The sequence below is a fragment of the Duganella sp. LjRoot269 genome, assembly GCF_964254095.1.
Taxonomy (GTDB): domain Bacteria; phylum Pseudomonadota; class Gammaproteobacteria; order Burkholderiales; family Burkholderiaceae_D; genus Rugamonas; species Rugamonas hordei.
Genome location: NZ_CAXUSL020000001.1, coordinates 2,730,557 through 2,744,406 on the forward strand (window position 1 = coordinate 2,730,557; position 13,850 = coordinate 2,744,406).

The following is a 13,850-nucleotide window of genomic DNA, read 5'->3' on the forward strand; positions in this document are numbered from 1 at the left end:
GCTAGCTCGCCAGACGTTTCAGCATGCGATCGAAGCGCGCGCCGGCCAGGTACAGCTTGTCGACCAGCTCTTCGTTGATTTCTTCCAGCTGCGGCTTGGACGGATCCGGCGCGGCGCTGCCGTAGCCGAAGCGGCGCGTGGTGTGGCGGATGCGGTCGGACATGAACACCGACAGAGCACGATAGAAGCGCGCGGCGAAGGGCGCGTCGGCTTCCAGCTTCTCGCGCAGCAGCGTGTTGGGCAGGCGCAGAGCCACCGCGCCTTCACCGGCGCGCACCGCCGCCGTGGTGCGTGCCGGATCGACCAGCGACATCTCGCCTATGATCTCGCCGCTGCCCAGCTCCACGATCAAGTCGCCGCCGCCGGTCAGCACGGAGAAGCTGCCGTCGAGGACGAAGTAGACGCTGTCTACGCGGCTGTCGAAGGCGATCAGCTCCGTGCCGGCGGGATAGCTGACACGTTCGCCGTAATTGGCCAGCCAGTCGACGTCTTCGTCCAGCAGTTCGCTGAGGATGAACAGGACCTTACGCATTGTGGGTATCAACCTTTTCGATATCTTGTGTGTCCATGAACTGGTCGCGCACCATGGCCTTGAACAGGCCGTCCTGCGCCGTCAGTTCGCGGTAGTTGCCGCGTTCGACGATGCGGCCCTGGTCGATCACGACGATCTGGTCGGCCTCGGTCAGCGCCGTCAGGCGGTGGGCGATGACGATGCGCGTGACGCGCATGCGCGCCAGGTTGTTCATCACGCGGGCTTGCGCCGGACCGTCCAGCAGGCTGGTGGCCTCGTCGAGGAACAGCACCGGAGGCTTGCGCACCAGGGCGCGCGCGATCAGGATGCGCTGGCGCTGGCCGGCCGACAGCGTGTTGACGCCGACGCCGATCACCGTGTACATGCCCATCGGCAGGGCGCGGATGTCGTCGTCGACCGCCGCCGCCTCGGCCGCCGCCCAGGCGTCTTCGAGCGATGCGCCTGAGTCGCCGACGATGTTGCCGAGGATGTCGCCGGCCAGCAGCCGCGTGTCCTGCAGCACCACGCCGAACTGGCGCCGCAGCTTGCGCAGGTGCAGATCGGCCAGGTCCTTGTCGTCGAACAGGATGGAGCCTGCGCTGGGCTTCTCGAAGCCCAGCAACAGCCGCATCAGGGTCGACTTGCCGGAGCCGGACGCGCCGACGATGGCGATGAAGTCGCCCGGCCGCGCGCTCAGCGACACTTCGTGCAGCACCGGCGGTCCACCGGCGTAGCAGAAACTGACCTTGTTCACCTCCACCATGCCGGTCAACTGGCCCGGGCTGGCCTTGCCTTTTTCGACTTCCGGCACGGTGTCGAGAATGGGCTTGGCCTTGAAGTAGGCGCCGTTGACGGCCACCACGCTGATCAGCGTTTCGCACAGGCTGACCACGCCGTGGAACACGCCGCCGAACGCGGCGAAGAAGCCGACGAATTCGCCGGCGGAGAGTTTTTGCGCACCGCCGCCGTTCATCATGTAGCCGGCGGCGGCAAACAGGAACAGCACGGCGAGGTGGTCGAGCGAACGGAAAAACACGGATTCGATGACGACCAGCTTGGCTTGGCCGACGTTGGGCACCTCGCCCAGCGCGTGCTCGCGGGTCCACAGCGCGAAGGCGCGGCCCTCGGCGCCCGCCACGCGGAGCTTGCCCACGCCTTGTATCATCTGCAGCACCAGCGTGGCCAGGTTGCGCGGCGAGTCCGGCGCGGCGATGGCGATCCTGACCGACTTGCGTCGGAACCAGGTGACGGCGACGGCCGCCACCAGCACCAGCGCCAACGCCAGCAGCGACAAGCTGGCGCTGAACCAGAACAGCACCAGGAAGTTCAGCGCGGAGAAGGCGCCGGCGAAGATGTTGGCCACCGTGCGCGCCGACAGGATGCGTATCACCTTCTGGCAGGCGCGCACGCGCGTTTCGAGATTGCCGACCGAGTATTTGCGATGGAAGCTGGCCGGCATGCGCAGCAGGCGGTCCCACACGGCGGCCTGGATCGCCATGTCCATCTTGTCCTGGATGCGCAGCACCATCAGCGAGCGTACCAGCGAGAACAGCGCCACCGTCATGGTGACGAAGAACAGGCCCAGTCCCATCTGGATCAGCAGGTTGCCCTTGGCCGAGGGGATGATGGAGTCCATCACCCTGGCGCTGGCCAGCGGTACCACCAGGCCCAGCGCGCCGATCACGCCGGCTAGCGCGACCACGGCCGCCATCTCGCTGCCGTAGCCGCGCAGGCCGAAGCGCAGCAGGTCGATTTCCGTCAGCGCCTTGGCCGGCAGCGGGCGGTAGAAGACGTAGCCGTAAGGCTTGATGCGGGCCGCGCTGGCGGCATCGAGCACGGTGCGTTCGCCGGCGGCGTTGACGGCCACGTAGCCGCGCTTCCAACGCTGCGGCAGCAACGCCAGCGGCTCCTCGGTTGCGGCGTCGAAGGCCAGCAGCGAGCCGCTGTCCATCTGCCACCAGCGCGCGCCCAGCAGCACCTGGCGGCTGCGCAGGCCGTTGGCCTCGGCCAGGTCGGCCGCCGTGTCGTTGTTACCGCGGCCGCGCCGGACTTCCTTCTTGAACTCGACGCCGATCAGGGCGCCGATGTGGCGCGCCACTTGCAGCAGCGGGCCGGCTTCGCCGTCCTTGGGCGCGATCCAGTCGGCGTCGCCTTCGACCAGGCCGGCGAGGGCGCCGATGCCGGTTTCCATGTCGCCGTCGTCGCGCGCGCGGGTGTCGGCCAGGCGCTGCTCTTCGTTGGCTTCCTCGGTGCAGCGCAGCTCCCACGCCATGACGAACGACAGCCGCCACAGTTTTTCCAGGCAGGCCATGCGGGTGGGGAAGTCGGCCTCGCCGAAGCGGAACACGTCCAGCGCCACGTCTTCCAGCACTGTGAACGACAGTTCGCGCGGCACCGCCAGCAGGTCGCCTGGCTGCAGCGTTTCGTGCTCCAGCCCCTCGACCTGCAGGCTGCCTTCCAGCACGCGCACCAGCACCAGCGCGGGGCTGGCGATGCGCTGGCCGGCGGCGGCCTGGTAGCGGCCGCGCGTGATGGTGTCGTTGACGGGATTGGCGGCCGACGGCATTGGCCAGCAGCCGGCGACGGCGGCGGCGCCGTTCAGCCATGCGTCCAGCGGCGCGCTTTCCATTGAGTCTTCGCCGGCCAGCGGCACGCTGCGCGCGGTTCGCGTGTGGAAGGCCAGCGGCTGGTACGTCAGCGAACCGGCCAGTATGTCGGTGATGGCCGGGATCACCGCAGGTGCGCTCACTTCACCCAGCGGCAGCAGGCCGCGCCCGGGGCTTTGCGACGGCGTCCGGTGCAGCACCAGGCTGATGGCGCCTTCGGTCAGCAGCATCGGCGCAGCCAACGGGCGTGCCTGGCGCGGCAGGCCGTCCTGCTTGTCGGCCCGGTCTCTCATGCTTCCTCCAGCACGCGGCGGCAGGTGCTGTCGCGCCGCGCGTACAGCGTGTCGAACAGGCCTTCTTCGGTGATGGCGCCGCGTTCCAGCACCATCACACGGTCGCAGGCCTGCAGCGAGAAGCGGCGGTGCGTGATGATGATGGTGGTGCAGCCGCGCCGGCGGCAGTTGTCCATGATGCGGGCTTCGGAGGCGGCGTCGATGGAGCTGGTCGATTCGTCGAGCAGCAGGATGCGCGGATTGCCTGCCAGCGCGCGGGCGATGTCGAGCCGCTGGCGCTGGCCGCCGGACAGGTTGCGGCCGTTTTCCTGCATCGGCGTGTCGTACCCCTTCGGCATGGCCATGATGAAGTCGTGGATTAGCGCATCCTTGGCCGCGCTGACGATCTGCGCCTCGGTCAGGCTGCTGTCCCACAGCGTCAGGTTCTCGCGCACCGTGCCCTCGACGAACTGGATGTCCTGGTCGACGTGGGCGACGGAGCTGGCCAGCATCGCGCGCGGATAGTGGAGGCGCGGCTTGCCGTCGAAGCGGATCTCGCCGGCGTCGGGGCTGTACATGCCGGCCACCAGCCGCGCCAGCGTCGACTTGCCGCTGCCCGACGCGCCGATGATGCCGATGCGCTCGCCGGCCACAGCGCTGAAGTCAAGGTTATCGAACAGCGGCTTGTCCTGCGGGCTGTAGGCGAAGCGCAGGCCGCTCAGTTCAAAGGCGCCGGACAATTTTTGCGACAGGTCCGGATCCTGCGGCGCCGGCGCGGTGGTCAGTGGGTCGACGCTGCAATTGAGGACGTCGTCCAGCCGCTGCAGGTCGCCGCGCAGGCGCTGGACCTTTTCCAGCACGTTGAACAGGTCCGACATCGGCCGCGAGAAGTTGTAGACCAGGCCCTGGTAGGCGATCAGCATACCGATGGTCAGGTAGCCGTCCATCACGCGGAAGCCGCCGATGACCAGGATCAGCGTGGCGTTGAACATCATCAGGAAGGCCGGCACCTGGCTGTACATGGCGCTGCTGGTTTCCATGCGCTGGTTGGCGTTGACCACCAGCGCCTGCTGCGCCATGTGCCTGGTGTAGAAATGGCTGTCGTCGGCGCCGGCCTGCAGCGTCTCCAGCATGGCGATGCCGTTGGAGGCGTTGCCGCGCAGGCGGCCGTCGGCGATGGCGTAGCTGATCGACAGTTCCTGCGTGCGCTTGGCGGCGTAGCGGAAGGCCGCCATGCTGGCGCAGACCATGGTCACGCTGATGCAGGTCAGCAGCACGTCGTAGGTCAGCATCACGGCGACGAAGAAGAAGGCCAGGCCGCCGTTGATCAGCGCCCGAGCCAGGTCGCCCGACACCACCTTGGCCACCGATTCGTTGAGGGCCAGGCGCGAGGCCACCTCGCCCGGCGCGCGCTGCGAAAAATACAGCACCGGCAGATGCAGGATGTGCCAGAAATAGCGGCCGGTCGCGGCCAGCGCGAGCTTGTACTGCAGCCGCAGCAGATGGTAGCCCTGCAGCCAGGCCAGGCCCGCCTCCAGCATCGTGCTGAGGAACAGGCCGAGCAGGATGGGCAGGAACCAGCCCATCTGGCTGTCGATCAGGATGCGGTCGACGAACAGGCGCGTGAAGACCGGGATCACCATGCCCGGCACCACCATGAACAGGCCGGCCAGGGCGGCGAAGATCAGCGCCGGGCGGTCGCTGGCCATGCGCGCCAGCATGGCTTGCAGCAGGCCGCCGGTGGCGCCGCCGGTCTTGAAGTCGGCGTCCGGCTCGAAGGTCAGCACGACGCCGGTGAAGGCGGCGGCGAAATCCTCGGCGCGCACCTGGCGGCGGCCGCTGGCCGGGTCGTTCAGGTAGGCCATGCCATCGGCGAAGCCTTCGACCACGACGAAGTGGTTGAAGTTCCAGAACACCATGAACGGCATCTTCAGCTTCGGCAGCTCGGCCGCCTCGGTGCTCCAGGCGGTGGCCTGCATGCCGAAGCTGCGGGCGGCGCGCAGCAGGTTGCTGACCTTGGCGCCGTCGCGGCCGACGCCGCAGCGCACGCGCAGCTGCTCCAGCGGCTCGTGGCGGCCGTGGTAGCCGAGGATGATCGCCAGCGCGGCGGCGCCGCATTCCAGCGATTCCATCTGCAGCACCGTCGGCGTGCGCACGACGTTGCGCTGTATGGCTTTGTTCAACAGGCCCATGTCAGCTGGTCCCTGTCAGTTTTTTGATCAGCGGCCAGACGAATTCGATCGGATGCTGTTCGCGCACCACGATCTCGGCGCTGCACATCGACCCGCTGCGCACGTCCGGCGGCTGGCGCGCGGCGCCGGACCAGGCGTAGTTGCCGTCGGGGCGACGCAGCAGCGCGGACTGGATCTGCGTGCTGACGCCGTCGCCGGCCAGTTCCTTGACCACGTCCGGATTGTTGAGGCGCTGGTTGATCGCCTCGCGGCTGGCGGGGAAGGCCGACACGTCGCCGATCTGCGCGCGGATGAAGCCGAACTCCTGGCGCTTGACGTTGGTCGGCGTGATCTCCGCGCTCATGCCTGCCTGCAGCAGCTTGCCGTCGGCGGCGTGGACGAAGATCAGCGCCGACAGCGGCGGTGGCAGTTTGCTGCCGTTGCCGCCGTTGGCCAACTCGATCGAGGCGATGTCGCCGCCGGCCGGCAGTGCCAGACCGTTGCGGGTCTTAAGCTCGATGACGGTGCCGGCGTGCGGCGCGCGCACCTGCATCAGTTCGCGCTGCTGGAGCTGCAGTTGCGCCAGTTCGCGCTCCGCCTCGGCCACTTGCAGCGCCAGCTGGCCGGACTCGCCGTTCAGATTGCGCTGTTCCTCCTGCGCCTGGAAGTCCAGCTGCTTGGCGCGGCTTTGCAGGCCGGCCTGCTCGATCGCCAGCTTGTCGACCTGGTCCTGCGCCGACAGCAGCGACTGCCGGGTCGACAGGCCTTGCTCGAACAGGGTCTGTTGCGCCTGCAGGCGTTTGGCCGCCAGTTGCTGGCGCTCGGTCAGCGTGCGCAGGCGTTCGGCCACGGTGGCCTGTTCGCTGGCGACGCCGTTGCGGCCCAGCCGCAGGCTGCGGGCGATGACCGGTGCGGCGGCGTCGCTGCGGCGGCGCAGTTCGGCCAGCCGAGCTTCGGCCTTGCGCAGGCGGGTGTCGAATTCGGGACGGGATATGGTGGCCAGCAGTTGTCCGGCGGCGACGCTGTCGCCGGGGCGGATGGCGATGCCTTCGACGCGGCCGTCGACGGCGCTGGCGATGTTGTCGACGCCCTGCGGCGACAGCAGCAGGCAGCGGCCCTTGATGCGGGTATCGACGACGCCGAACACCAGCCAGGCGCAGCAGAGCAGCAGCAGGATCAGCGCGCCGGCAACGAAGAGGCGTTTGGGCGGGTGATTCACCGACGGCAAGACATCCGCGCGGTCGGGCGAGATCAAGCGTTCCAACGACGGATTCCGGTTCGCGCCCACGGTACTGTTGTTTACCTAATGACTAAGAGTAAAAGTATAACGTTTTTTCGACCGGAAAGATATCTCATAAGCAATAACTCGTTGCTCCATTACATCGCTCACCGGCTTGCAGGCAGGTTGCGGGTGAAACCGTTATTATTCCGGCATCGGTTTCGATGTCCATCTTCAGGAGCATTCGCATGAGCAATATCGCACTTTCCATCGTCCAGGCCAGGGTCGGCGATCGCAACGACCTTGCCATTGCAGGCGCCAGGTCGGTGGGCGCGCTGCTGGGCGAGCGGCTGGCGTTGGCGCCCGTGCTGCTCGGCCACCCGCGCCCGGCCATGGGAGCGGACTGGAAAGTGGAGCTGGACGCGGCGCTGCCCGAGCTGACGGCGATAGGCGCGCACTTCAACCTTTTGATGGCGCAGGGCAGGCGCCCGCTGACCGCGTCCAGTCGCTGTTCCGCGTCGCTGGCCACTTTGCCTGCCGTCGCCGCGCACCGGCCGGATGCCTGCGTGGTGTGGTTCGACGCCCATGCGGACCTGAACACGCCGGCCACCACCGGCAGCGGCTACCTGGGCGGGATGGCGCTGTCCGGGCCGCTGGGCTTGTGGGATTCCGGCCTGGGCGCCGGCCTGGCCTTGTCGAAGGTGATCCTGGTCGGCCAGCGCGACATCGACCCGGCCGAGCAGGCGCTGATCGACAGCGGGGCGGTCAGGCATATCGCGCCGGGGCCGAACCTGGCCGCCGAACTGCGCGCCGCGGTCGCCGGCCGGCCGGTGTACATCCACCTGGATTGCGACGTGCTCGAGCCGGGCATCGTGCCCACCGAATATCGCTGCGATCACGGCCTCAGCCTGGAAGCCCTGCATGCGGCTGGCACCGTGCTGGCGGAGGTGGAGATCGTCGGCCTGGAAATCGCGGAGTTTCAAGACGCATGGGAAGCGGGCGGGGCGCCGGTGTCGCCCGGGCCGCTGATCGACAGCCTGGAGCCGGTCATTCGGCGCCTGCTGGCCGACGACTACCTGGCGGCCAGCGACGTAATCGATTTCCACCATCCCGACGTGGCAGCGCTGGCGCGCACCTTGGCGGCGGATACGCCGGAGGTGACGGCGCGCCGCTGCTACGAATGGGTGCGCGACCGTATCCAGCACAGCATCGATTTCAAGCGCGACGAGGTCAGCGTCAACGCCTCCGAGGCGCTGGCGCTGGGCACCGGCCTGTGCATCGCCAAGAGCCACCTGCTGGTGGCGCTGCTGCGCGCCAACGGCATCCCGGCGGGCCTGTGCTACCAGCGGCTGACGCTGCGCGACGCCGGCTCGCCGTTTTGTACGCACGCGCTGGTCGCGGTGTGGCTGAAGGAGGGCGGCTGGTACCGCTGCGACGCGCGCGGCAACAAGGCCACCGTCCATTGCGAATTCACGCCGGGCCGCGAGAACCTGGCGTTCCCGGTGGTGACGGACGGCGAGCGGCTGTATCCGCAAGTGTGGGCGCAACCGTGGCCGGACCTGGTGCAACGCCTGCGCGCGCTGCCATCCATAACTGCGTATTGCGAAACGCCGATCGACGCGCGGATGCCGGCCTGAATGCAGGCCGTTCGAGATCACTTGTGCTTGCCCGGGACGCTGCTGGTCAGGAAGGACATGCCGGTCAGCGCCCAGTCCGGTTCTCGATTGTAGGAACGGAAAATTTTCTCAAATTCACCGTCGCGCACCAGGCTTTGCATCGCCCGCTGGATGCGCTCGCGGTCGGCCTGCGGCATTCTTTTGTTGAGGTAGACGCCGACAGGTATGGCCTCCATTCCCGCCAGTTCGTCGATCTGTAGGCGGTCCGAGACGCCGGTGCGCTCGGCGGCGTCGAGCAGGACGGCCGGAAAGACCAGGGCGGCCGAGGTGCGACCCGCCACCAGCTTGCGCAGCACGGTTTCCGGGTCCGGCGAACTATCGATGCGCGTCTGCATCGCAGGTTGTTTCAGCAGCTGGTCGTATGCGGGGCCGAAACTATAGCCCCGTATCGTGTCGATCGTCAGCTTGCCGGAAATGAAGGCGGAGATCGTCATCGGCCCCGGCGCGCGCTCGCGCATCGACACCAGCATCGCCCGCACCTGGTGGGTCTGGACGAAATCGCCCGCGTCGTCCCGTTCTGGCGTGCGGGTGACGGCGGCCATCAGGTCGATGCTGGCGGCCCTGAACAGATGATGGGCGCGGGCGCGCGGTACGACGATATATTCGATCTTGCAGCCGGAGCGCAGCGAGACCAGGTCGAAGACGTCGCGGACGACACCGGTGACCTCGCCGGCGCTGGAAATCATCATGCTGCGCCCGATCGGGCTGGCGGCGGCGGTCAGCGGACGCGAGCATGCCGCGGCAGGCGCATCGGCGGCCAGGGCCAGGCTGGTGGCGGGCAATACGGTCAGCAGCCAGGCGATAGCTGCGGCGCGGGAGGGCAGCGCCTTATAGCGCGCAGGACTGCATGGTGAAGTGGCGCGTAGGCGGCTGTGCATCATTGTTGAGGTAAGCACTGGAATTGCTATCTTACCCCTGTCCGGCGGTCGGATAAACTGATTTCGGCTTGCGGAGTTGTTTGCGCACGGTGTCAGTGCCGACAAAGGGACACGGACGGAGCAGTAATGCCGCCAAGGCGCAACGCTGAGTGAAAATTGCGGCCGGCTGCGCGCGCCACCCTCGATATCGGCCTGTCTCGATGCGTCGCCGAGCCGCCGGCGGACGCCTGCGCCGTCACAGTCCTGTTCGGCGCGACGACGTCATTTGCTGCGTGATGGCCACCGGCGCCGGCCGCCTGGCCTCGGGACGGGGCCGGACCAGCGGTTTCACCTCCGCCGTCGAGCGCGCGACCGCAGGCTGAGCGCTCAGTTTGAACACGCTGACCACCTGCGCCAGCTCGCTGGCCTGGTCGTGCAGCGAGTGGGCCGCCGCGCCGGCTTCCTCCACCAGCGCGGCGTTTTGCTGCGTCGCCTGGTCCATCTGACTGACGGCCTGGCCGATCTGCGCGATGCCCGAGGTCTGCTCCTCGGTGGCCGAGGAGATTTCTCCCATGATGTCGGTCACGCGCTGGACGCTGGCGACGATCTCGGACATGGTCGCGCCGGCCTGATCGACCAGCCTGGCGCCGGCGTCGACCTGCTGCACCGAGTCGTCGATCAGGGCCTTGATTTCCTTGGCGGCCGCCGCGCTGCGCTGGGCCAGGTTGCGCACTTCGGTCGCCACGACGGCAAAGCCGCGTCCCTGTTCGCCGGCGCGCGCCGCTTCCACGGCCGCGTTCAGCGCCAGGATGTTGGTCTGGAAGGCGATGCCGTCGATTACGCCGATGATGTCGGCGATCTTGCGCGACGAATTGTTGATCGAGCCCATGGTGTCGACCACCTGGGCCACCACGGCGCCTCCCTTGGCCGCCACGTCGGACGCGGACACCGCCATCGCGTTGGCCCGCCGCGTGTTTTCAGCGTTGCGGTGCACGGTGTCGTTGAGCGCCTCGATCGAGGTGGCGGTTTCCTCCAGCGAGCCGGCTTGCTGCTCGGTGCGGGACGACAGATCGAGGTTGCCGGAGGCGATCTGGCCGGAGGCGGAGGCGATGGCGTCGGTGCCCTGGCGCGCCTGGGTGACGATCTGGGCCAGCTTGTCGCGCATGTCGCGCATCGCGTGCAGCAGGCTCGATTCATCGCCGGCGGCCGTTTCCACTTCGACCGTCAGATCGCCGGCCGCGATGCGGTTGGCGATCTCGGCGGCCAGCGCCGGCTCGCCGCCCAGTTGCCTGCGCAGGCCGCGCGTGATGATCTCCGTCACGACCACGCTGGCGGCCAGGGTGGCCGCCAAAATCAAGGCGCTCTGCCAGGCGGCGGTGGCGATGCGTTCGCGCGCCGACGCCTCGTCGGTTTCGGAGCGCTTGGTGGCCATCTGAACCAGTTGGTCGATGACCTTGCGGTGCGTTTCATAGAGGCTGCCCAGCCGCGTCATCGCCGCCGCGGCGGCATCCTTGTCCTGCTTCATCAGCGCGGGGATATACGTGTCGAACGCGGTCTGATAGAACGCCATCGCAGGCTCGTGCGCCCGCTCCAGCATGGTTTGTTTCAGTTCGGGTTCCAGCGGCTGCTGGGTCCAGTAGGCATGCCGCGTATCGTAGTCGTTCTTGAGTTCCTTCAGTCGCTCCGCCAGCTTCTGCTGCGCGCCTTTGTCCTCGGTGGCCGCCATTTGCAGGCATACCATATAGGATTCGATGATGTATTCCGGCGGAGGAAGGATGTCGGCGATCAAGTCCTTGCTTTGCACGATGCGGTCGTAGATCGGCCCGTTGACCTTGATTTCACTGAGGATCTTGAACGACCAGCTTCCGTAGATCGCGAAGCCGGCCACGAAACAGCCGATTAATACGAAAAAACGCGTCTTGACGTTCAATCTCTCCAGCATGCTGCGCCTCCTTCGGTGAACTTACGTATTTGTTGAAGAATAGCAAAGAAATCGCGTTGATGGCAGCGGCTGAGGCTGAGATGCCTATAAGGATATCCTTACCCGTGGTTAACAAAAAAAGGCGCCCGCAGGCGCCTTGGATGCGATACGGCGTACGCGGTCAGGTGTAGTCTTCCGCGTTCAGGCCCATGACGTGCGAGAAGCCGCCGTCGACATAGGTGATTTCGCCGGTGATGCCCGAGGCCAGGTCCGACAGCATGAAGGCGGCGGTGTTGCCCACTTCTTCGATGGTGACGTTGCGGCGCAGCGGCGCGTGCGACGAGGCAAAGCCCAGCAGCTTGCCGAAGTCCTTGATGCCGGAGGCGGCCAGGGTCTTGATCGGGCCGGCGGAGATGCCGTTGGCGCGAATGCCCAGCTTGCCCAGGTTTTCCGCCAGGTAGCGTACCGACGCTTCCAGCGACGCCTTGGCCAAGCCCATGGTGTTGTAGTAAGGGATGGCACGGACCGCGCCCAGGTAGGACAGGGTCAGCAGCGACGAGCCTTCCTTCAGCAGCGGCAGCGCGGCCTTGGCCATCGCCGGGAAGCTGTAGGCCGAGATGTCGTGGGCGATGCGGAAGTTCTCGCGGCTCAGGCCGTCCAGGAACTCGCCGGCGATGGCTTCGCGCGGCGCGAAGCCGATCGCGTGCACCAGGCCGTCCAGCTGCGACCAGCTCTTGCCCAGGTCGGCGAACAGCGCGTCGATCTGTTCGTCGCTGCCGACGTCGCAGTCATACACCAGGCTGCTGCCGAATTCGGCTGCGAATTCGGTGATGCGGTCTTTGAAGCGTTCGCCGACGTAGGTGAACGCCAGTTCGGCGCCTTCGCGATGGCAGGCCTTGGCGATACCGTAAGCGATGGAACGGTTCGACAGCAAACCAGTGATGAGGATTTTTTTGCCTTGCAAGAACGCCATAGTGACTCCGATTGCAACTGCGCGCCCGGGCTTGCCTTAGTGGATTGCTAAGCTGGCTGGCGACGTCAGTGGGGTTGTTGTTAGTGTGAGAGGCCCGTTGCCGGCCGCTGCAAGACCAAGATTGTAGGGCGACTGAGCCGCGACTGCAACCTTTGATCGCAGCCGCCACCCCGGTTCCGCGCGCGCCGACGGCAGCAGCGCGGGCTCGGCGGGGGTCAGTTGTCTTTCTTGTGGCGGGATTTGCCCCTGGCGGCGTCGCGCGACACGTGGGCCTTGACCAGAGCCACAGGGCTGGATTTGGCGGATTTGCCGCCCTTGGCCAGCTTGTAGCCCGATTTGCCGGTGGTGCGCTCGCGCTCGGCTTCAAACGCGACCGTGGCGTTGCGTTCGACTTCCGGCGAGATGTCGACGCTGGCCGAGGTGGAGATTTTCGGCACCAGGATCGTCGAGCCGGCCTTCAGCAGCGATTTCTGCGGGATGTTGTTGGCCTGGCGCAGCACTTCCGGCGTGGTGTGGAAGCGCGACGCCAGGGTGCCGATGCTTTCGCGGGCGCTGGTGATCTTGTGCGTGGTCCAGGTCGACAGTTCCTTGCCCCATTGCGCCAGGTTCAGGTGGAACTTGTCGGCGTTTTCCTTCGGCAGCAGGATCTTGGTCTGTTCGTCGCCGGTGATGACCGGGCGCTTGAACTGCGGGTTCAGCGCCTTGAACTCGTCGACCGACAGCTCGGCCAGGTGGGCGGCGATGGTCAGGTCGATGTCGCTGGTCTTGTCGACGGCGGTGAAGTAGGGGGTGTTGTCGATGGCCGGCAGGCTCAGGCCGAACTGGGCCGGATTGGCGATGATGTTCTTCACCGCCTGCAGCTTGGGCACGTAGTTGCGGGTTTCGGCCGGCATCAGCTCGGCCAGGCTTTCGAAATCGGTCGGCTTGCCGGCGGCCTGGTTGCGCTTGATGGCTTTCTGCACCGAGCCTTCGCCCCAGTTGTAGGCGGCCAGCGCCAGTTGCCAGTCGCCGAACATGTCATACAGGCGCTGCAGGTAGGTCAGGGCGGCGTCGGTCGAGGCCAGGATGCCGCGGCGCTCGTCCTTGAAGGCGTCCTGCTTCAGGTTGAAATCGCGGCCGGTGCCCGGCACGAACTGCCACATGCCGGCCGCGTTGGCGCTCGACAGCGCCTGCGGGTTGAACGCGGACTCGATGAATGGCAGCAGCGCCAGCTCGGTCGGCATGCCGCGCTTTTCCAGTTCGGTGACGACGTGGAACAGGTAGCGCGAGGCGCGCGCCGTGGTGCGGGCGATGTAGTCGGGACGGGTGGCATACCAGGTCACGTGCTTGCCGACCAGGTCGTTATTAATATCCGGAATGGCGTAGCCGCTGCGGATGCGGCCCCACACGTCTTTCTCGCGGAAAGCATCATCGTCGGCAAGTTTTGCCGGTTTGTTGATTTTCAGGGAGGAAACGTCGAGGGCGGGAGGTTTTGGCAGGGGAGACAGCGGCGTGGTCGCCGCCGGCGGCAGCTCCAGCGCCATATCGCGGGCCTGGCTGATCGCCGGCGCCATCAGCGCCAGCAGTGCCGCCAGGGCTGCGGATTTAGGAATTCGTGCTTGCATAGTTTTCCATTGTTGCCGAAGGTGAAACATCGGACGGACC

The 13,850-nt window shown here is 66.8% G+C and carries 9 protein-coding genes; 1 reads left to right on the forward strand and 8 read right to left on the reverse strand.

Annotated elements, in window-relative coordinates:
• Window position 1: 1 nt before the first annotated feature.
• Genes ACSQ3S_RS12305 through ACSQ3S_RS12320 form a run of 4 tightly spaced genes read right to left on the reverse strand, consistent with a single transcriptional unit; the run spans window position 2 to window position 6,824 of the window.
• Entirely contained in the window at window positions 2-532 is a 531-nt protein-coding gene (locus ACSQ3S_RS12305; RefSeq protein ID WP_176653845.1) for a cyclic nucleotide-binding domain-containing protein, read from the reverse strand.
• Window positions 525-3,410, reverse strand: coding sequence for an NHLP bacteriocin export ABC transporter permease/ATPase subunit (locus tag ACSQ3S_RS12310; RefSeq protein WP_436142540.1), 2,886 nt, complete (start codon window positions 3,408-3,410; stop codon window positions 525-527). Before ACSQ3S_RS12310 ends, ACSQ3S_RS12305 begins: the two co-directional genes overlap by 8 nt.
• The gene (locus tag ACSQ3S_RS12315; protein WP_436142541.1) at window positions 3,407-5,572 is read right to left on the reverse strand and encodes an NHLP family bacteriocin export ABC transporter peptidase/permease/ATPase subunit; all 2,166 of its coding nucleotides are present in this window, start codon (window positions 5,570-5,572) and stop codon (window positions 3,407-3,409) included. The genes ACSQ3S_RS12310 and ACSQ3S_RS12315 overlap by 4 nt, the downstream gene beginning before the upstream one ends.
• A gap of 10 nt (window positions 5,573-5,582) precedes the next feature.
• Window positions 5,583-6,824, reverse strand: coding sequence for an NHLP bacteriocin system secretion protein (locus ACSQ3S_RS12320; protein WP_436142542.1), 1,242 nt, complete (start codon window positions 6,822-6,824; stop codon window positions 5,583-5,585).
• A 203-nt stretch (window positions 6,825-7,027) separates the two neighbouring features.
• Here ACSQ3S_RS12320 and ACSQ3S_RS12325 point away from each other — a divergent pair, with 203 nt between their 5' ends.
• Entirely contained in the window at window positions 7,028-8,416 is a 1,389-nt protein-coding gene (locus ACSQ3S_RS12325; protein ID WP_436142543.1) for an arginase family protein, read from the forward strand.
• Window positions 8,417-8,433: 17 nt separating this feature from the next.
• Here the strand turns inward: ACSQ3S_RS12325 and ACSQ3S_RS12330 are convergent, their stop codons facing one another.
• From ACSQ3S_RS12330 to ACSQ3S_RS12345, 4 genes are all read right to left on the reverse strand, one after another.
• Entirely contained in the window at window positions 8,434-9,351 is a 918-nt protein-coding gene (locus tag ACSQ3S_RS12330) for a substrate-binding periplasmic protein (protein ID WP_436142544.1), read from the reverse strand.
• Between the two features lie 217 nt (window positions 9,352-9,568).
• Window positions 9,569-11,254, reverse strand: a complete 1,686-nt coding sequence (locus tag ACSQ3S_RS12335; RefSeq protein WP_436142545.1) for a methyl-accepting chemotaxis protein — start codon at window positions 11,252-11,254, stop codon at window positions 9,569-9,571.
• 160 nt (window positions 11,255-11,414) lie between these two features.
• Window positions 11,415-12,206: an enoyl-ACP reductase FabI gene (fabI, locus tag ACSQ3S_RS12340; RefSeq protein WP_413447337.1), complete on the reverse strand. Its 792-nt coding sequence runs from the start codon at window positions 12,204-12,206 to the stop codon at window positions 11,415-11,417.
• Window positions 12,207-12,421: 215 nt separating this feature from the next.
• Window positions 12,422-13,810, reverse strand: coding sequence for a transglycosylase SLT domain-containing protein (locus tag ACSQ3S_RS12345; protein WP_436142546.1), 1,389 nt, complete (start codon window positions 13,808-13,810; stop codon window positions 12,422-12,424).
• Between the last annotated feature and the right edge of the window lie 40 nt (window positions 13,811-13,850).